This is a genomic window from Mesorhizobium sp. INR15 (genome assembly GCF_015500075.1).
In the GTDB taxonomy this organism is placed as follows: Bacteria; Pseudomonadota; Alphaproteobacteria; order Rhizobiales; family Rhizobiaceae; genus Mesorhizobium.
This window is the reverse complement of the sequence record NZ_CP045496.1, coordinates 2,362,327-2,380,288: the sequence shown is the minus strand read 5'-3', so window position 1 is coordinate 2,380,288 and position 17,962 is coordinate 2,362,327. Positions and strand designations below refer to the sequence as shown.

Here is a 17,962-nt window from a genome sequence, read left to right as displayed (position 1 = left end):
GATTTCGCCATGAACATGCGTTCGATCAAGACCATTTGGTGGTGGGCCTGCTGACAGCGGCCTGTTCGAACGCGTGCGCGTGAAAATAGAAGGTGGCCGCAACGGAATGTCCGGGCGGCCATTTGTTTTTTCAAGCCAATCCCGGGTCGGTTGCCCCAAGAGACTGACAATGCGGTGGAGACGGCAATGACAATGACTGTTCTGGAAAACGGGGCCGAGCGCTTTGTAACCGAGGGTGGCATTTCCATCACCCGCGAGCGCCATGACCGGCCCTATGAGGGCGCGATCGACAGCTATATCGACGGGCTGAATTCACGCCGTGGCGCGGTGTTCTCCTCAAACTACGAATATCCCGGCCGCTACACGCGCTGGGATACCGCCATCATCGACCCGCCGCTGGCGATCTCGGCACGCGGCCGCGCCATGCGCATCGAGGCGCTGAACAGCCGTGGCGAAGTGCTGTTGCCGGTCATCGGCAAGACGCTCGCGGACCTCACCGAGGTGACGGTCACCGAGACCTCGAAAAAGCTGATCCTCCTTGATGTCGCCAAGCCGGGCCGCGTCTTCACCGAGGAGGAGCGCAGCCGCGTTCCCTCGGTCTTTACCGTTTTGCGCGCCATCACCGCGCTGTTCAAGACGGCGGAAGATGCCAATCTCGGCCTCTATGGCGCCTTCGGCTACGACCTCGCCTTCCAGTTCGATCCGGTCGAACACACGCTCGTGCGCAAGGAAAGCCAGCGCGACCTGGTGCTGTTCCTGCCCGACGAAATCCTCGTCGTCGACCACTATTCGGCCAAGGCCTGGACCGACCGCTACGACTATGCCGGCGAGGGTTTTTCGACCGAAGGCCTGACGCGCGACGAGGTCGCCGAGCCGTTCAAGACCGCCGACCGCATCCCGCCGCGCGGCGACCATGAGCCAGGCGAATACGCCAATCTGGTGCGCAAGGCGATGGACAGTTTCAAGCGCGGCGACCTGTTCGAGGTCGTGCCCGGCCAGATGTTCTACGAGCGCTGCGAGACGCAGCCATCCGAGATTTCGCGCAAGCTGAAGTCGATCAACCCGTCGCCCTATTCCTTCTTCATCAACCTCGGTGAAGGCGAATATCTGATCGGCGCTTCGCCCGAAATGTTCGTGCGCGTCAATGGCCGCCGCGTCGAGACCTGCCCGATCTCGGGCACCATCAAGCGCGGCGACGACGCGATTTCGGACAGCGAACAGATCCTGAAGCTGCTCAACTCGAAGAAAGACGAGTCCGAACTCACCATGTGCTCGGACGTCGACCGCAACGACAAGTCGCGTGTCTGTGAACCGGGCTCCGTGCGTGTCATCGGCCGCCGCCAGATCGAGATGTATTCGCGCCTGATCCACACCGTCGACCATATCGAGGGCCGGTTGCGCGAAGGCATGGACGCCTTCGACGCCTTCCTCTCGCACGCCTGGGCTGTCACCGTCACCGGCGCGCCGAAACTCTGGGCCATGCGCTTCATCGAGCAGAACGAGAAGAGCCCCCGCGCCTGGTATGGCGGGGCGATCGGCATGGTCAATTTCAACGGCGACATGAACACCGGCCTCACCCTTCGCACCATCCGCATCAAGGATGGCATCGCCGAGGTGCGCGCCGGCGCCACATTGCTCTTCGACAGCATTCCCGAGGAAGAAGAAGCCGAAACCGAACTGAAGGCATCCGCCATGCTCTCCGCCATCCGCGACGCCAAGACAGGCAATTCCGCCAGCACCGAGCGCACCACCGCGCGCGTCGGCGACGGCGTCAACATCCTTCTGGTCGACCACGAGGACAGTTTCGTTCACACGCTGGCCAATTATTTTCGTCAGACTGGCGCCAACGTTTCCACCGTGCGCACGCCGGTCCCGGAAGAGGTCTTCGACCGGTTGAAGCCCGACCTCGTCGTGCTGTCGCCCGGACCCGGTACGCCGAAGGATTTCGACTGCGCCGCGACCATCAAGAAGGCGCGCGCCCGCGACCTGCCGATCTTCGGCGTCTGTCTCGGCCTGCAGGCGCTGGCCGAAGCCTATGGCGGCGAGCTGCGGCAATTGCACGTGCCGATGCACGGCAAGCCGTCGCGCATCCGCGTCTCGAAGCCCGGCATCATCTTCTCCGGCCTGCCCAAGGAAGTCACAGTCGGCCGTTACCACTCGATCTTCGCCGATCCGGTGCGGCTGCCCGATGATTTCATTGTCACGGCAGAGACGGAAGACGGTGTCATCATGGCTTTCGAGCACCGCAAGGAGCCGATCGCGGCAGTACAGTTCCACCCGGAATCGATTATGACGCTGGGCCACAATGCCGGCATGCGCATCATCGAGAACATCGTCGCGCATCTGCCGCGCAAGGCCAAGGAAAAGGCAGCTTAGCCCGCAATGACAGTCATCGCGCCCAAAGCCGCCGCCAAGAAGAAGATCGCCGCGCTCGCCTTCTGGTCGATCGTGATCGCGTTCGTCGTGCTCGGCCTGAAGCTTGCCGCCTGGTATGTCACCGGGTCGGTCGCACTCTATTCGGACGCGCTGGAATCGATCGTCAACGTCATTGCCTCGATGGCCGCCTTCTGGGCGATCCAGGTCAGTTACAAACCAGCCGACCAGGATCATCCTTTCGGCCACCACAAGGCCGAGTATTTCTCGGCCGTGCTGGAAGGCGTGCTGATCGTGCTTGCGGCACTTTTGATCCTCAACGAGGTCTGGCGGTCCTGGCAGACGCCCTCGCCGCTTGAGCAGCCCTGGGAAGGCCTTGCCATCAACGGCGTCGCCACCGTGATCAATGCCTTCTGGGCCTGGACGCTGATCCGCGCCGGCCGCGCCGAGAAATCACCGGCGCTGGTCGCCGACGGCAATCACATCATGACCGACGTGGTCACCTCGATCGGTGTCTTCGGCGGCCTGGTCGGCGCGATCCTGACCGGCTGGCAGATCCTCGACCCGGCATTGGCGGTGATCGTGGCGCTGAACATCCTGTGGCAGGGCTGGCACGTTATCGGTTCGTCGATGAATGGGCTGATGGACCGCGCCGTCGACACGCAGGAGCATATGCGCATCCGCGACATCATCTCGGCCAATTGCAAGGGTGCGTTGGAAGTGCACGACCTGAAGACGCGCATCGCCGGCCGCGCCACCTTCATCGAGTTCCACCTGGTCGTCGACGCCGACATGTCGGTCGGCGCCAGCCACGTCATCTGCGACCGCATCGAGGACGCGCTGCAGGCGGAAATCCCTTCGGTGCGCGTCATCATCCATGTCGAGCCCGAGGACGAGGCGAAACTCCCCAAGGGCACGACAGCGGTGCCCTTCGCTTGAGCCTCACCACGTTTCAATCGCGAGATCCTTGATCCGCTCGAATTCTCGGACATTGCGGGTCACAAGGGTCAAGCCTCTGGCGCGGGCCTGCCCGCCGATCAAAGCATCATAGGGGCCGATGGGAGTGCCAGAGGCTGCGAGCAGCGCCCGAATTTCGCCGGCATGCCTTGCATCTTCCCGGTCGAACTCAAGTACCTGAAACTGCAGCGCTTCTATCCGCAACAGATTGCCGTCCTGTTGTTGGCTCTTGTACGCCCCATAGTAGAGTTCGTGCACGACGATTGCCGAAAGCGCGTGGTCCTGTGGCCCGCCTCGTTTGAGCCATCCCAGCAAATCCGCGTCGCGTTTCATAACTGCGATGACGGCGTTGGTATCGAGCAGATAAATCACTTGAAAACGTCGTCGAGGGCCGGCCGCACCTGTTCAGCTGGTTGCTCCAGGACAGCTTCGACAAAATCGTCGTCGACCGGTCCGGCGAGCTGGTCGAGCCATGCCCAATCCTGGGCCAGCGGCTCCAGAATGACAGTTTTTCCGTGACGGCGAATCGAGACCTCGTCGGTTTCGAAACGGAATTCCTTGGGCAAACGTACCGCCTGCGAACGGCCCGACCAGAACACCTTTGCTTTTTCCATCACTCTATCCTCGATGAGATATAGCAAAGATATATACCACACTGCCGCGACAGACAAGATGAGCGCTTACGGCGCGCAGGCCGATTGCGGCATGGCTTCCAGCCGGTAGACTTTATCGTCGGACCTCGTCTTGCCGTCGGCCGCCTTCGAGCACAGATCTACGATCGCCACGCTGCTGTTGGGATTGGCCAGCATCATCGTGCCGTTTGCGCCGCGCTTGAGGAAGACTTCCTTCTGCGCGATGTCGCAGGAGAAATTGCTCATCTTCGAACTGGCGGCGCAGCGCCATTGGTCGGCCTCGCCCTGGCAGGAATAGGTCTGCGTCACCTTGCCCGATTTCAGCCTCGTGGTGACGGCCACGGCAATATCGGCGCCATCCGGCCAGTTGGCGGCCTCGCCGCCCGAGGCGAAGGACGCAAGTTCCACCGGTCCGCGGAACACCCGGATCGACTGCGTCAGCTGGTTGGGGTGTGAGGCCAGGTGTGACGCATCATAGTCGCGGCCAAAGCAGAACGGCTGATCTGGCTTCAGCCGCACGCGCAGTGGATCCCCAAGCGCCGGATCGATCGGATCGATGCGCGCGAACTCCGCCTTGCAGGTTGCGGCGGGCATGGGGTCGAGTCGAAAATTGTCATCTTCCTTGCCGAGTGCCTGCCGGTCATATTCCGCCGTGCCGAGTTCTTCTTCCGAACCGGCGTCGAGATAGAGGTCGGACTGCACATCGGAAACGATCAGCCGGCCTTTGTCGTCGACCTTCAGCGAAGCCATGGTGCGGTCGCAGTCCATACCGCAATGGATCGGGCCTGATTTGCCGTCCTCGGACTCGTGATTGCACCAGCCGCCAGCCCATTGCGGCGCCTTGGCGCCACGCAGAGTGGTTGTGAGAAAGCCATTGTAAGATGTGTCGGAAGGCGTCGGCTCCTCATTTGGATGACTAACCGGATCATGGCCGTAGTAGAAAAATATCCGCGCCACCTTCTGCTTGGGATGCGCCTTGAGATGGGCGGCGTCATAGACGCGGCCGAAACAGGCATCGGCACCGTTCGGGCTGAGTTCGGTAAGCTTGAGTGCATCATCGGCAATGGCCGTTCCAGCCAGCAAGCCAAGCAAAACCGCCGCAAGACCGGTAGCTGCCAGTCCGTTCCCAAACGTCATGTGACCTCTCCTCGCATCGACAGGACGTAACGTCAGTTTATGCTACTATTGCGGCGTGAACCACGCAAATGCGGTGAGAGCGAGGAGGGATGCGATGCGCCGGCGAGACATGTTCCGCGCGGTCCTGGCCGGGACCGGAACGCTCTTCGGCCTGCGCGCCGCAGAGGCCGCGACCACACAGTCCGCACGGCTGAAGGTCGCCTATCATCTCAGCGATCTCGACAAGATCAATTTCGTGCTCGGCAACATCAAGAACCACTACGAGGGCACCGGCGGCAATGTCGACATCGTCCTGGTCGTGCACGGCCCTGCCCTCGCCGGCTTCAAGTCGAAAGGCATATCGGCGGCCGTCTCCGGCCGCTTCGCCGGCCTGGTGCAGCAGGGGCTCGATCCGCACGCCTGCGCCAACACGATGCAAGGCATGGATATCGGGCTGACCGACCTGCTCGAAGGTTTCCACGCCGCCGAAAAAGGTGGCGTCGTCAAACTCGCCGAACTGCAAAGCCAGGGCTACGCCTATCTAAGGCCTTGACGGCGCATGGGCTTGAATGCCCGAGGGCTGAATGCAAGGGTGGCAAGGGTCCACAAGGGGCCGACAAGAATCCCGGAGGACAACAGTGCCAGCCACGACCGCCCTTAGCATACCCGATCTTGCCGGCAAGGCAGTGCTGGTCACCGGCGCATCAACCGGCATCGGAGCAGCGCTCGCACTGGCCTATGCCGCGCAGAAATCCCGCGTAGCGCTCCATTACAATTCGAGCCGCGAGGCTGCAGAGAAACTCGCCAAGACCATCGCCGGGAATGGCGGCGACGTTTTCCTGACGCAGGGGGACTTTTCCGTTGCCGCCGATGTCGAGCGCGTCGTCGAGGACAGCGCCAGGCATTTCGGCCGGCTCGACGGCCTGGTGAACAATGCCGGCGGCATGCTTGGCCGCGTGCCCTATGCCGAGCAGACCGAGGCGCATTACGACGCGGTGATGGATCTCAACGCCCGCTCGGTGCTGACCGCCTCGCGCAAGGCGATCCCATGGCTGAAGAAACAGGGCGGCTTCATTGTCAACACCTCGTCGATCGCCGCGCGCAATGGTGCTGGCGGTGGCGCCGGCCTCTATGGGTCGGCCAAGGCCTTCGTCTCCAACGTGACGCGTGGCATGGCCAAGGAATTGATCGGCTTCGGCATCCGCGTCAACGCGGTGGCGCCGGGCACCATCCTCACGCCTTTCCACGAACGCTATTCGAACGACGAGCAGATGAAAGGCATGGTCGCCACCATTCCCCAGGGCCGCGCCGGCACGGCGGATGACTGCGTCGGCGCCTATCTGTTCCTCTCCTCGGATCTCCTGAGCGGTTACATTACCGGCCAGGTGATCGAGGTGAATGGTGGCCAGTTGATGCCGTGACCGGCGACCGGCATACTCTTGCCCAAGACTTCAATCTATCCAAGACCTCAACCTATCCAAGACTTCAACCTGTCCAAGACTTCAAAGGGAGATGAAGGCATGTACGGACTGATCGGCAAGATGCGTGCGACGCGCGGCCAGCGCGACGCGATCATGGATGTGCTGATCACCTCGACCGGTGCCATGCCGGGCTGTCTGAGCTATATCATCGCCCGCGATCCGGCGGATGCCGATGCGATCTGGGTCACCGAAGTGTGGACCGATGCCGAAAGCCACAAGGCCTCGCTGCAACTCCCGGAAGTCCAGACCGCGATCGCCAAGGCGCGGCCGTTCATTGCTGGCTTTGAATTCCAGGTCGAGACCCACCCCGCCGGCGGCTTCGGCCTGCCTGATGCCAAGACTGGCTGAGGCGCGCGACAGCCCGCTTTTCCGACAGGCCCGGGTTCGCATCGTCCCGCTTGGGGTCTAAGACCGAAACATGGATTCCTCGGCCGAACAGCCTCTACCTGAACAGGTCCCATCCGAGCCCGTTGCCGAGCGCATGGCGCGGATGCGCAAGCTCTGGCAATGGCTGGCAATCATCATCGTCTCGGCCCTGTTTGCCGGAGCGCTGGAACTCGCAGCCCTGCCGGCGGCACTGCTGATCGGGCCGATGCTTGCGGCCATCGTCGCCGGCACCAATGGCGCCACCGTGCGCGTGCCGCGTGTGCTGTTCGCCGCCGCACAGGCGATCGTCGGCTGTCTTGTCGCCGCTTCGATCTCGGCCGACATCTTTCGGGTTTTCTATGCCGAATGGCCGCTGTTCCTCGGTGTTGTGGTAGCGACAGTGACGGCTTCCAGCCTGCTCGGCTGGCTGATCAGCCGCTGGCGCATCCTGCCAGGCACCACCGCCGTCTGGGGCTCCTCGCCGGGTGCGGCCACCGCCATGGTGCTGATGGCCGGCGCTTTCGGCGCTGACCAGCGCCTCGTCGCCTTCATGCAATATCTGCGCGTCATCTTCGTCTCGATGACGGCGGCATTGGTAGCCAAGTTCTGGGTCGACACATCGGGCGTCGAAATGCCCACCATCATCTGGTTCCCGCCGATCGAGCCGCTGGTCCTCGCCGCCACGATCGGTATCGCACTCGTCGGCGGCCTGTTCGGCAAACTCATCAAGCTGCCCTCGCCCTTCTTTCTCGGTACCTTCATCTTCGGCACGGCGATCCATCTGGGCCTCGGCGTGGAGATGCAGTTGCCGCCATGGCTGCTGGCGGTCAGCTACGCGATGGTCGGCTGGTCGATCGGCCTGAACTTCACCCGGCCGATCCTGCGCCACGCGACACGTGCCCTGCCGCAGATCATCGCTTCGATCGTGGCGCTGATTGCTTTTTGCTGTGGCCTTGCCTTCATGATCAGCCATCTACTCGGCATCGATCCGCTGACCGCGTACCTCGCCACCAGCCCCGGCGGCATGGACAGCGTCGCCATCATCGCCGCCGCCGCGCACAACGTCGACATTTCCTTCGTCATGGCGCTGCAATCCGCACGCTTCCTGATCGTGCTTCTGGCTGGCCCAAGCGTGGCGCGGCTGGTGGCGAGAAGCCTGAAGGACTGATGCGCGAGCTTTGGCTGAATGCCCTTGGCGAGCATTAATGTCCAGTTCCCAGCCGCTCGGCGAGGAAGTCGACGAAGACGCGGACCTTCGGCGCCAGATAACGGTTCGACGGCCACAGCATGCGAAACTGCCCACGTCCGTCGACATGGTCGTCGAGAATCGTTCGCAGACTTCCAGCGGCAAGCGCCTCGCGCACCAGGAAATCAGGCATGCAGCCGATGCCAAGGCCGCCGATCGTGGCGCCCTTCAAGGCCTCCATATTGTTGCAGGTCAGCACCGAGCGAACTTGCGGCTCCACATCGGTCCCGACCAGAGGCCAGCCCTGCAGCTTGCCGCTGTTGGGAAAGCGAAACCGTATGGAGAGATGGCCGGCAAGATCTTGGGGTGTTTGGGGAATGCCGTGCCGCGCGAGATAGGAAGGCGCGGCACACAGATGCAGCCGGAACGGTGCGAGTGGCCGCGCCACCAGCCGTGAATCCGGCAGGTCCCCGCTCCTGATCGCCACATCGACACCTTCCTCGATGACATCGACAATGTGGTCGTTGAAATCGATATCAACCTCGATTTCAGGGTAGCGGGCCATGAAGTCGGGCAGCACCGGCAGCAGCATGTGATAGGTGACGATCGGCGTCGAGACGCGAAGCCTTCCACGCGGCGTCTCCCGCGTCCGCGACAGCATCGCCTCGGCATCGTCGATATCGTCGAGGATGCGCCGCACCCGCTCGTTGAACAGGCTGCCTTCCTCCGTCAGCCCGATACGGCGCGTGCTGCGCTGCAGCAGGCGCACGCCAACCTCCTGCTCGAGCCGGGCGACGCTCTTGCCGACAGCAGAAGCGGAGAGACCGAGCACCCGGCCGGCGGCGACAAAGCTGCCGAGTTCAGCGGTGCGGGCAAAAGCCAGAAGGCCACCAAGACGGTCCATGACATCAATCCATTCAAGCGTTTCATTCCGGTATAAACGGAGATTTACCACCATTTTGATCGGATAGCCGCGGGTCTATCTTGATTGGCATGAGCCGGCCTCGGCGCGGCTCGTCCCAATCCTGTGGGCGCCGGACGTGTTTGGCGCTTGCCCAAATCCAACCTGAGAACTGGAAAAATCCATGACGTCGAAGATTCGAACCACCGGTTCGAAGCAGAGATGGTTTGTCGTGCTGTCGGTGTGCCTTGCAGCCATGACAATGCCCTTGACCTTCACCGGGCCTGCCATCGCGCTGTCGAGAATATCAGCCGAGCTGGGCGGCAGCCCGATCGAGCTCAACTGGGTGACCAACGCCTTCATGCTGACCTTCGGCGCCACCTTGATGTCCCTCGGCGCGCTGGCCGACAACCATGGCCGCAAGCGCATATTCCTGGCCGGGCTATTCGCCTTCGTGCTTGCCTCCATCGGCGCGACCCTGGCCCCTGACATTGTCTGGTTCGATCTCTTCAGGGCGGCACAGGGCCTGGCCAGTGCGGCGGCATTTTCCGGCGGTGCGTCAGCACTGGCGCAGGAATTCGAGGGCCGGCTGCGCCTGCGTGCCTTCAGCCTGCTCGGCACCAGCTTCGGCATTGGCCTCGCATTCGGGCCGATCGCCTGCGGCCTGCTCATCGGCGCCTTCGGCTGGCGCGCCATCTTCCTGCTGATCATCGGGCTGGCGACCTCGGCCTTCTTCCTCGGCCTGCGCTCCCTCTCGGAATCCCGCGACCCCGATGCGGCAGGCGTCGACTGGCCAGGAACCATCACCTTCACGGCAACGCTGGCAGCACTCACCTATGGCGTGCTCCGTGCCCCGCAACGCGGCTGGATGGATCCGTTGGTCATAGCGGTGCTAGCCGCCGCGATGCTCTTCCTCGCCGCTTTCGTCGTGGTCGAACGGCGCGCACGGCGTCCAATGCTTGATCTCACGCTGTTCCGCTACCCACGCTTCGTTGGTGTCCAGCTTCTGGCGGCGGCGCCCGCCTATGCGTTCGTCGTGTTGCTCGTGCTACTGCCAATCCGCTTCATTGGCATCGAAGGCATGAGCGAAATCGAGGCCGGACAATTAATGATCTGCCTGTCCGGCCCCCTGTTGATCCTGCCCGTGCTCGCAGGACTTGTAACCCGCTGGATCACGCCAGCTTCGATCTGCGGCGTGGGCTTGCTGATTGCGGCTTCTGGCCTTGTCTGGCTCAGCCAGGTGCCGGCCGGCGAACCGGCAATCGTGGCGCCGCTGCTGGCGATCGGCATCGGCATCAGCCTGCCCTGGGGATTGATGGACGGGCTGGCCGTCAGCGTCGTGCCCAAGGAGCGCGCCGGCATGGCGGTCGGCATTTTCAACACCACGCGTGTCGCCGGCGAGGGCGTTGCCTTGGCGATCGTCAGCGCGGCCTTGTCCGGCTTCACCGCGGCGCAGCTTGGCGCTCAAGGTGCCGTTCCCTCAACCGCTTCGTCCACCGCACAGTTGCTGGTCACCGGCGACCTTGGCGCAGCCGTGAAAACCCTGCCGCAGGTTGGCCAGGCGATGCTGGTCCATTCCTACGAGATGGCGTTCGATACGCTACTGATCGTGCTTGCGGCAGTCACTGTCCTGACTGCTATCGTCGTCTTTGTCGGCCTGCGGCGCGGGTCGGAGCAGGAAAATGAGGGCGAGGCGCGAACGGCTTGCCAGGAGGGATAGCACCGCCTGATCCAAGGCGATCGCGGTCGTTCGCGGGCCAGCCCCCTGAATATCGATAGTGCTCAGTCCAACCTGTGCATCAGATCTTCGTCCAGCCAGCGGCCGAAGAAATAGACCAGTTGCTTGTGCCACCACGGCCAGTCGTGGCTGACGTCGCCGCCCCAATAGTCGACCCAGGCGGGGATCGACTTGTCGCGCAGGATTTGCTCCAGCTTGCGCGTCTCGACCAGCATGCGTTCTTCCCAGGCGCCCTGCCCGCAGCAGAAGATCATCCGCAACGCCTTCAGCCGGGCAAGCAGCTTCGGGTCGACGATCCCTGGCAGATAGTCGAGCGGTGAATTGTAGAAAATGTCGCCCTCGAGCGCCTTGCCGAAGAAGTCGCGGGCCGAGTAGACACCTGAGAGCGCGATGACGCCGCTAGCGAGTTCGGGGAAACGGAAGACGAAATTCGATGAGTGGTAGCCGCCCATCGAGCAGCCTGAGAACAGCGGCTTGAGGTTGCGGCCGCCATTGGCGTTCGACGCCGTGGCCAGGAATTCCGGCAGCGCTTCTTCCCGCACATAGCGGAAATAGGCTTCATGGCGGGCAATGCGATGCGCGGCGTCGGCGTGCTTGTTGAAGAAGCTCTCGGAATCGATGCCGTCGACGGCGAACAACTGGATGCGGCCGGTATCGATGAACTCGGCCAATGCCGCGACCCCACCGGAATCCTCGAACTGGTAGAAGCGCCCTTGCGAGGTCGGGAACACCACCACGGGCCGGCCAGCATGGCCGTAGCGCTTGTACTCCATGTCACGGCCGAGATTGTGGGCGAAACCCTTGTGATAGGAAATGTCCATCGCCTCACACCTTTTCCGCGTGGATATAGGCGACCGCCTCGCGCAGCGCTGCCTCGTCTTTCGAGCGCATCTGGTAGGCGTAATTCCCCATGGCGCGGCTGAAAACCTCTTCGATGGCCTGATGGTGGACGATCTTGTCGCAATGGGCGGCTAACACGTCCTCATGGCTGTGCAAATAGCCGAGGCGCCGTTTGCGGCTGGCATAGGCGGTGAAGTACTTGCCTTCATAGGGCCCGCCGGCGGCATCCTTCACCACCATGTCGGCCCAGGCCGCGTAGACGTCGATGTCGAATGTATAGTTGATCGCATCGGTCATCCAGGCGCCGGGCGGGCGCATGTTGACCTCCAGCGCGATGACGCGGTCGTCCTTGGTCTGGAACAGCTCGATGTGGAAGAAGCGCTCGCGCACGTCGAATGCTTTCAGGATCTTTCTGCCGGCCTCTTCGATCGCCGGGTTGATCCTGGGAAAGCAGGTGTAGCTCATGTGGTGGTCCTTGTTGACCACCTCCATCACGCTCTGATCGTAGCGATGGCTGGCCGCCAGCACCACCTCGCCGTCGCGGTTGACCAGCCCATCGAAGGTCACCACCAAACCCTCGATGAACTGTTCCATGACGAATGTCACATCCTCGGGCTTGTCCTTGAAGAACTGGTCAAGCTCCCTGGCATTGGAGATCTTGTAGGTGTTCGAGGCGCCGGAGCCGGAGTCCGGCTTGACCACGACGGGATAGCCGACACGGCGGATGAAGGTCATTGCCCCGGCGCGGTCCGAGCATTTGCGTTGCGCGATCGTATCGACGCCGCTCTTGCGGAAGAAGGCGCGCATGCGGCTCTTGCGCTTCAGGTTCTTCACGAAATCGAGCTTGGTGCCGTAGATGTTGAAGTCGGTGCGGATGTTGGCTTCGAGTTCGAGCCAGTGTTCGTTGAGCGATTCAAAGCGGTCGACGCGGCCCCATTTGTGGATGAAATGGCCCATCGCCCGGAACACAGGATCGTAATCCTCCATGTTGGCGATGCGGTAGTATTCCGAAAGGGTGGCTTTCAGCTTGCTGTCCAGCGTATCGAAAGGCGCATCGCCAATGCCCAGCACCCTGGCGCCCGCCTTCTTCAGCCGGTCGCAAAAGTCGGCGCCATTGGCGGGAAAATGCGGCGAGAAGAACACGAAATTCATCGACAACCCCTGCGGATGGCAACCCGTCGAGAGCCAAGTCTGGCGCATTTGCGGCGCGTGGGGAAGAGCACGCGCATTAGGGACAACGCTCGATTGGCCCGGCCGGCCACGCCGCCCCCACTTGCCTCTCCAAGGCCGCTCCTGTAAGAGAGCCGCCATGAACACGCGCGCCACCAACGCTTCCCGTCAGACCGGTTTTGCCGGCGAGACCGTGCGCGCGCTCGCTTCCACCCTGCTTCTTCTCGGCCTTATCGGCGATCGCCGGGTTCGCTGAAGGAGCGCCCGGCGGTCGAACCGCCGCGCAAGCGCACGCTCCTTGGCAAATCAAATCAAGCGAACGAAACTTTGGTAAAGGCGCCGCTCGGCACCAAATCCGCCTGAAGGTGGACCCGCGAGCCGCCGGGAGAAATCGACGATGAACGCACGAGAAGACATCCGCACGAATGCCGGCGCAGCCGATAGGGATGCGACCCGCAGCATGCCGGACGCAGCCCGTAAATATCAACCCTATCCGACCGTCGGTCTCAGCGACCGCACCTGGCCGTCCAAGGTTATCGAGAAGGCGCCGATCTGGTGCTCGGTCGACCTGCGCGACGGCAACCAGGCGCTGATCGATCCGATGGGTCACGAGCGCAAGGCGCGCATGTTCGCGCTGTTGCTCGACATGGGCTTCAAGGAAATCGAGATCGGCTTCCCCTCGGCCTCGCAGACCGATTTCGACTTCGCCCGCTGGTGCATCGAGCAGGGCAATGTGCCCGCCGACGTCTCGCTGCAGGTGTTGGTTCAGTGCCGGCCGGAATTGATCACCCGCACCTTCGAGGCATTGCAGGGCGCCACCAACCCGATCGTGCATTTCTACAATTCGACCAGCGAATTGCAGCGCCGGGTCGTCTTCGAGAAAGACGTCGCCGGCATCAAGCGCATCGCCACCGATGCGGCCAAGATGATTACCGACATGGCGGCGAAGGCCGGCGGCGGCTACCGCTTCGAATATTCGCCTGAGAGCTTTACCGGCACCGAACTCGAAGTGGCGCTGGAGATCTGCAACGCGGTGACCGAGATCGTCAGGCCGACGCCCGACAACAAGTTGATCATCAACTTGCCGTCGACGGTCGAGATGTCAACGCCCAACATCTATGCCGACCGGATCGAGTGGATGTGCCGCAACCTCGACAACCGCGAGAACCTGCTGGTCTCGTTGCATCCGCACAATGACCGCGGCACCGGCATCGCCACCACCGAGCTCGGCCTGATGGCGGGCGCCGACCGCGTTGAAGGCACCCTGTTTGGCAATGGCGAGCGCACCGGAAATGTCGACATCGTGACACTGGCGCTCAACATGTACACGCAAGGCGTCGATCCGGAACTGGATTGCTCCGACATCAACCGAATGAAGGATGTCTACGAATATTCGAACCAGCTGAAGATCCCCGAGCGCCATCCCTATGTCGGCGAATTGGTCTACACCGCTTTTTCCGGCTCGCATCAGGACGCCATCAACAAGGGCATGAAGGCGCTGAAGAAGGCCAACACGCCGCACTGGGAAGTGCCCTATCTGCCGATCGACCCAGCCGATGTCGGGCGTAGTTACGAGGCGATCATCCGCATCAACTCGCAGTCTGGAAAAGGCGGCATCGCCTATGTGCTGCAGGCGGATTATGGCCTCAACCTGCCGCGCAACCTGCAGATCGAGTTCAGTCAGGAAATCCAGGCGATCACCGACGCCGAAGGCAAGGAAGTGCCGGTCAAGCGTATCCACGAACGCTTTCTCGAGACCTATGTCGACCAGCCGGGCGCAAGGCTGAAATTCCTCGATCACCACACCTACCCGGATACCGTGGTCAAGGGCCGTCGCGTGGTCGAGGCGGTCATCCTCGACGGGGGCAAGGAGGTGACCATATCAGGCACCGGCACGGGCCCGATCGACGGTTTTGTCGACGCCCTTTCGCGCCATCTCGGTGTCGAGATGTCGGTGCTCGACTATTCCGAGCATTCGATGCAGCGCGGCTCGAACGCCTCGGCGATTTCCTATGTCGAGATGGAATATCCCGGCGGCAAGCTGTTCGGGGCCGGCATCAACACCAACATCGTCGCCGCCTCGCTGGAAGCTGTGATGTCGGCCGCCAACCGCATTGTCGGCCGCAAGGCCGGCTAGAGAGGCGGGTCTCGGGATATGCATCGGGTTCGAGAGAATCCGATGCATAAACAAGCAGATAGGTGGTGACATTGTTCAGCCGCAAGGGTTGCCGATCCACCGGTTCCTTGGTCGATCTTCGTATATTAACCACCGGAAAATTATCCGGTGGGGTACGCGATCGCATAATGCGTGTATACTTGTGTGGCGGCACGGTAACTATATGATCGCGCCTCAACCTGTGCCGACTTCGAGAGGATCGACACTTGCAGCATGCCACGCCTGCCGCCCCCGCAGTGCGCGAGACGTTGGAGCGATTGCTTGCCAGCGAAACGTTCGGGAGATCCGAGCGCGCGCGCAAACTTCTTCGCTATCTTGTCGAGCGCGAGCAGGCAGGGGAAGCCGATCGGCTTAAAGGCTTTTCCATTGCCATGGATGTCTTTGGCAAGGACGGCGATTTCGATCCGTCGACCGATGCCGTGGTGCGGGTGCAGGCCGGCAGGCTGCGCGAGCTTCTGCAGCACTATTTCGCCAATGAGGGCATAGCTGAACCCGTCCGCATCGCCATTCCGCGCGGCGCCTACGTGCCCGCCTATGAGCTCAACGCCATCCGGCTGCCGGAGACCGTGGGAACCGCGGAGCTGGCGGCAGCGGCATCCGAGCGGGCCGGTGATACGGACGTCGGCATCCATGCCGAGACAACGACGGCGGCATCCACGCCGGCCCCGTCAGTGGTGCGCCATCTTCAGTTCTTCTGGATGGCGATCGCCTTGGTCATCGCCATGCTGGGTATCCTGATCCTTCGTCAGGGCGGCAGCGCCCTGCTCTCGAGCGGCGATACCTCGCCAACGTTCGAGGTCGCCTCGGCGACCAACAGCATCTCACCGTCACCTGCTGTTGAGGCCCTGCCGCTTGTCTACATTTCCGTCAAGGCCAGTGGAGCAGGGGCCAGCCGCGTCGCCGCATCGCTGCGCGCGGGCCTGTCGGGTTTCGACACGATCGACTTCATCGGCCGTGACGCCGCGGGCAAACCTGATCCGGATGCCGACGCGACCAGCTTCGTCTTCGATGTCCTGCCTGGACCGACCGTTGGCGACATCACCATCGAGCTTCAGAGCGTCGCGACCGGCCGCGTGCTTCTGTCGCGCAACCTGACCGCCACCGACAGCCCGCCGACAGCCATCGAGGATCGCGTCGCTGGCATCCTGAGTTCCGCCATTCCGGCTTCTGGCACGATCTACAACTACATCGAGCAGAGCGGCCTTCAGACCGGTCTCACGGAATGCCTGCTGCTCAACGACAAGTACTATCTCGACCAGAACGCCAAGACCTACGAAGCCGCCTATCGCTGCCTCGAGTCGCTTGCCAACAACAATGCGAAATCATCACTCGTCTACTCGGAACTTGCCTCCCTGAACCTCGAGGCGGTTACCGATCACTATGCCTACCCGCAGGATGCAACGGTCGAGAGGGCGATGATGTTTGCTCATCGCGCCTTGCAGATGGGGCCGACCAGCCCTTACGCGCACCGGTCCTACGGCTACATCAATTCACGGGTCGGCAATGCGGAAGAATCGATCCGTTGGATGCGCAAGGCCTATGAACTCAATCCCTACGATCTCGCGATGGCCGCTGCCTATGGCTATGGCCTGATTTTCGCGGGCCAATACGCTGAAGGCACACCAATCATCGCCCATGCCGTCGATGCTTCCAGCGGGCACCCGACGTGGTGGGACTTCGGGCTCTTCGCCGGTGAACTCATGCTGGGCGATATGGACAAGGCGGCATTGGCCAGCACCGGGTTGAGAACGACCGCGACAAAGTCACACTATCTAGCCGCGCGGCTGATCGGCGCCAGGATTGCCGGTCAGGATAATCTGGCCGGAAAGCTTCTGGATGAACTGAATGCCAAGTTCCCGAAATTCGCCGCCGATCCCCGCGCGACATTCGTCGACAGAAAGTATCCAGCCGACCTGACCGACCGGCTGGTCAAGGCGTTGCGCGCGGCAGGCCTCGGCGACGCCAGCTAATCAAAGCAGGCACTTGGCGGGAGCCTTGGGCAATCGCGAAGATTTTACTGGCCATCGCACTGGACAAGGGGCAATTCAGCTACATCTGATATTCGGTTGTCCCGCCTCCCTTTTGTCCTACAATTAAAGCCACTCGCTTCATGATCTCATCGCTATACGCCGCCGAACAGGGTGCTGGCTCGAGGGCCATCATCCTGTTGCATGGTTTTGGCGGCGGTCACGAACTCTGGCGCGAGGTGGCAGCTTCCCTGGTCCCGGATGGGCGCATACTGGCCTATGATTTGCCCGGACATGGGCTGTCGTTCGATTTTCCTGGCGCGGGGCCGGCCAAGGTGGCGGCAAGGGCGGTCTTGGAAGACCTTTCAGCGCGTGGGTTGAATCGGGTCCATCTTGTTGGCCACTCAATGGGCGGTGCCGTCGCGGCCCTGATCGCCTTGGCCGCGCCTGAGAAGGTGGCGTCGCTGACACTGCTCGCCCCTGGGGGCTTTGGGCATGAGATCAATGGGCCGCTGCTGCGCCGCTACGCCGCCTCGGTCGAAAAGGACGATATCCGCGCTTGCCTTGCCGCCATGTCCGGACCGCAAGGCCTGCCCTTGCAGCGTAGCGTCGACGTTCTTGCCGAAATGCGTGGCCGTCCCGGCCAGCGGGAAAAGTTCGTCGAAATCGCTGCCGCGATGACAAGGGAAGATCGGCAAGGGGTTATTCCGCGTGACCAGCTCGAGACGCTCAACATGCCGGTCATGGTGGTGTGGGGAACCGACGACGCGGTGCTGCCGTTCACACAAGCCGACGATCTGCCGCCGCATTTCCATGTCCACCACGTGCTTCAGGCCGGCCATTTGCTGGCCGAGGAAGCGCCCGATCTGATCGCCGAGATCGTTCGCCGCACCATCAGGCGCCGCAGCAGACGGCCACGCCCAAGGCTGGCCGCCGCGGCAAGCTGACAGCGCTCTGGAATCCCGCGGCCCCTGCCCGGTCCGCCTGACTGTCTCCTCCACAGGCTCAGCGGTCGCGCCAGTGCATTTTAGCTACGCCTGTGTTAACCCCGTGTTAACC

Annotated in this window: 16 protein-coding genes; 10 read left to right on the top strand and 6 right to left on the bottom strand. The window is 62.4% G+C overall.

The features are described 5' to 3' along the window. The first annotated feature begins 186 nt into the window (after positions 1 to 186). Positions 187 to 2,376, top strand: a complete 2,190-nt coding sequence (locus tag GA829_RS11540; protein ID WP_195178620.1) for an anthranilate synthase — start codon at positions 187 to 189, stop codon at positions 2,374 to 2,376. A 6-nt stretch (positions 2,377 to 2,382) separates the two neighbouring features. After that, a complete protein-coding gene (locus tag GA829_RS11535) occupies positions 2,383 to 3,312 on the top strand; it encodes a cation diffusion facilitator family transporter (protein WP_195178619.1) in 930 nt (309 codons plus the stop codon). A 3-nt stretch (positions 3,313 to 3,315) separates the two neighbouring features. On the opposite strand, the gene GA829_RS11530 is transcribed toward GA829_RS11535, so the two are convergent. The 3 genes from GA829_RS11530 to GA829_RS11520 form a co-directional block, all read right to left on the bottom strand. After that, the gene (locus GA829_RS11530; RefSeq protein WP_195178618.1) at positions 3,316 to 3,702 is read right to left on the bottom strand and encodes a type II toxin-antitoxin system VapC family toxin; all 387 of its coding nucleotides are present in this window, start codon (positions 3,700 to 3,702) and stop codon (positions 3,316 to 3,318) included. Further along, positions 3,699 to 3,944, bottom strand: coding sequence for an antitoxin (locus tag GA829_RS11525; protein WP_195178617.1), 246 nt, complete (start codon positions 3,942 to 3,944; stop codon positions 3,699 to 3,701). The genes GA829_RS11530 and GA829_RS11525 overlap by 4 nt, the downstream gene beginning before the upstream one ends. 66 nt (positions 3,945 to 4,010) lie before the next feature. Continuing rightward, positions 4,011 to 5,099 carry a hypothetical protein gene (locus tag GA829_RS11520; protein WP_195178616.1) on the bottom strand — a complete coding sequence of 363 codons (1,089 nt, stop codon included), beginning with the start codon at positions 5,097 to 5,099 and terminating at the stop codon, positions 4,011 to 4,013. 94 nt (positions 5,100 to 5,193) lie between these two features. Here GA829_RS11520 and GA829_RS11515 point away from each other — a divergent pair, with 94 nt between their 5' ends. The 4 genes from GA829_RS11515 (at position 5,194) to GA829_RS11500 (ending at position 8,093) form a co-directional block, all read left to right on the top strand. Next, positions 5,194 to 5,631, top strand: coding sequence for a DsrE family protein (locus tag GA829_RS11515; RefSeq protein WP_195178615.1), 438 nt, complete (start codon positions 5,194 to 5,196; stop codon positions 5,629 to 5,631). A gap of 85 nt (positions 5,632 to 5,716) precedes the next feature. Next, on the top strand, positions 5,717 to 6,499 hold the full coding sequence (locus tag GA829_RS11510) for an SDR family NAD(P)-dependent oxidoreductase (RefSeq protein WP_195178614.1): 783 nt from the start codon (positions 5,717 to 5,719) through the stop codon (positions 6,497 to 6,499). A gap of 99 nt (positions 6,500 to 6,598) precedes the next feature. After that, on the top strand, positions 6,599 to 6,907 hold the full coding sequence (locus GA829_RS11505; RefSeq protein ID WP_195178613.1) for a putative quinol monooxygenase: 309 nt from the start codon (positions 6,599 to 6,601) through the stop codon (positions 6,905 to 6,907). 70 nt (positions 6,908 to 6,977) lie between these two features. Further along, on the top strand, positions 6,978 to 8,093 hold the full coding sequence (locus tag GA829_RS11500) for an AbrB family transcriptional regulator (RefSeq protein WP_195178612.1): 1,116 nt from the start codon (positions 6,978 to 6,980) through the stop codon (positions 8,091 to 8,093). A gap of 34 nt (positions 8,094 to 8,127) precedes the next feature. Here the strand turns inward: GA829_RS11500 and GA829_RS11495 are convergent, their stop codons facing one another. Beyond that, entirely contained in the window at positions 8,128 to 9,015 is an 888-nt protein-coding gene (locus GA829_RS11495) for a LysR family transcriptional regulator (protein ID WP_195178611.1), read from the bottom strand. Positions 9,016 to 9,196: 181 nt separating this feature from the next. Between GA829_RS11495 and GA829_RS11490 the strand changes: the two genes are divergently transcribed. After that, the gene (locus GA829_RS11490) at positions 9,197 to 10,732 is read left to right on the top strand and encodes an MFS transporter (protein WP_195178610.1); all 1,536 of its coding nucleotides are present in this window, start codon (positions 9,197 to 9,199) and stop codon (positions 10,730 to 10,732) included. A 62-nt stretch (positions 10,733 to 10,794) separates the two neighbouring features. On the opposite strand, the gene GA829_RS11485 is transcribed toward GA829_RS11490, so the two are convergent. Beyond that, complete coding sequence (locus GA829_RS11485) at positions 10,795 to 11,571, bottom strand: esterase family protein (protein WP_195178609.1); 777 nt, start codon at positions 11,569 to 11,571, stop codon at positions 10,795 to 10,797. A 4-nt stretch (positions 11,572 to 11,575) separates the two neighbouring features. Beyond that, positions 11,576 to 12,742 (bottom strand): ATP-grasp domain-containing protein, encoded by a 1,167-nt coding sequence (locus tag GA829_RS11480; RefSeq protein ID WP_195178608.1) that lies wholly within the window; start codon positions 12,740 to 12,742, stop codon positions 11,576 to 11,578. A gap of 415 nt (positions 12,743 to 13,157) precedes the next feature. On the opposite strand from GA829_RS11480, the gene leuA reads away from it, so the two are divergent. The 3 genes from leuA to GA829_RS11465 all read left to right on the top strand — a co-directional run bounded on the left by leuA (position 13,158) and on the right by GA829_RS11465 (position 17,850). Next, on the top strand, positions 13,158 to 14,897 hold the full coding sequence (leuA, locus tag GA829_RS11475) for a 2-isopropylmalate synthase (RefSeq protein WP_258052254.1): 1,740 nt from the start codon (positions 13,158 to 13,160) through the stop codon (positions 14,895 to 14,897). Between the two features lie 245 nt (positions 14,898 to 15,142). Beyond that, positions 15,143 to 16,906, top strand: coding sequence for a tetratricopeptide repeat protein (locus GA829_RS11470; protein ID WP_195178607.1), 1,764 nt, complete (start codon positions 15,143 to 15,145; stop codon positions 16,904 to 16,906). A gap of 140 nt (positions 16,907 to 17,046) precedes the next feature. After that, complete coding sequence (locus GA829_RS11465) at positions 17,047 to 17,850, top strand: alpha/beta fold hydrolase (RefSeq protein WP_195178606.1); 804 nt, start codon at positions 17,047 to 17,049, stop codon at positions 17,848 to 17,850. Positions 17,851 to 17,962 lie beyond the last annotated feature (112 nt).

Coding starts and splice junctions, on each gene's coding strand:
- GA829_RS11540 (WP_195178620.1), top strand. CDS start 187: ATGACAATGACTGTTCTGGAAAACGGGGCCGAGCGCTTTGTAACCGAG.
- GA829_RS11535 (WP_195178619.1), top strand. CDS start 2,383: ATGACAGTCATCGCGCCCAAAGCCGCCGCCAAGAAGAAGATCGCCGCG.
- GA829_RS11525 (WP_195178617.1), bottom strand. CDS start 3,944: ATGGAAAAAGCAAAGGTGTTCTGGTCGGGCCGTTCGCAGGCGGTACGT.
- GA829_RS11520 (WP_195178616.1), bottom strand. CDS start 5,099: ATGACGTTTGGGAACGGACTGGCAGCTACCGGTCTTGCGGCGGTTTTG.
- GA829_RS11515 (WP_195178615.1), top strand. CDS start 5,194: ATGCGCCGGCGAGACATGTTCCGCGCGGTCCTGGCCGGGACCGGAACG.
- GA829_RS11505 (WP_195178613.1), top strand. CDS start 6,599: ATGTACGGACTGATCGGCAAGATGCGTGCGACGCGCGGCCAGCGCGAC.
- GA829_RS11500 (WP_195178612.1), top strand. CDS start 6,978: ATGGATTCCTCGGCCGAACAGCCTCTACCTGAACAGGTCCCATCCGAG.
- GA829_RS11495 (WP_195178611.1), bottom strand. CDS start 9,015: ATGGACCGTCTTGGTGGCCTTCTGGCTTTTGCCCGCACCGCTGAACTC.
- GA829_RS11490 (WP_195178610.1), top strand. CDS start 9,197: ATGACGTCGAAGATTCGAACCACCGGTTCGAAGCAGAGATGGTTTGTC.
- GA829_RS11485 (WP_195178609.1), bottom strand. CDS start 11,571: ATGGACATTTCCTATCACAAGGGTTTCGCCCACAATCTCGGCCGTGAC.
- GA829_RS11480 (WP_195178608.1), bottom strand. CDS start 12,742: ATGAATTTCGTGTTCTTCTCGCCGCATTTTCCCGCCAATGGCGCCGAC.
- leuA (WP_258052254.1), top strand. CDS start 13,158: ATGAACGCACGAGAAGACATCCGCACGAATGCCGGCGCAGCCGATAGG.
- GA829_RS11465 (WP_195178606.1), top strand. CDS start 17,047: ATGATCTCATCGCTATACGCCGCCGAACAGGGTGCTGGCTCGAGGGCC.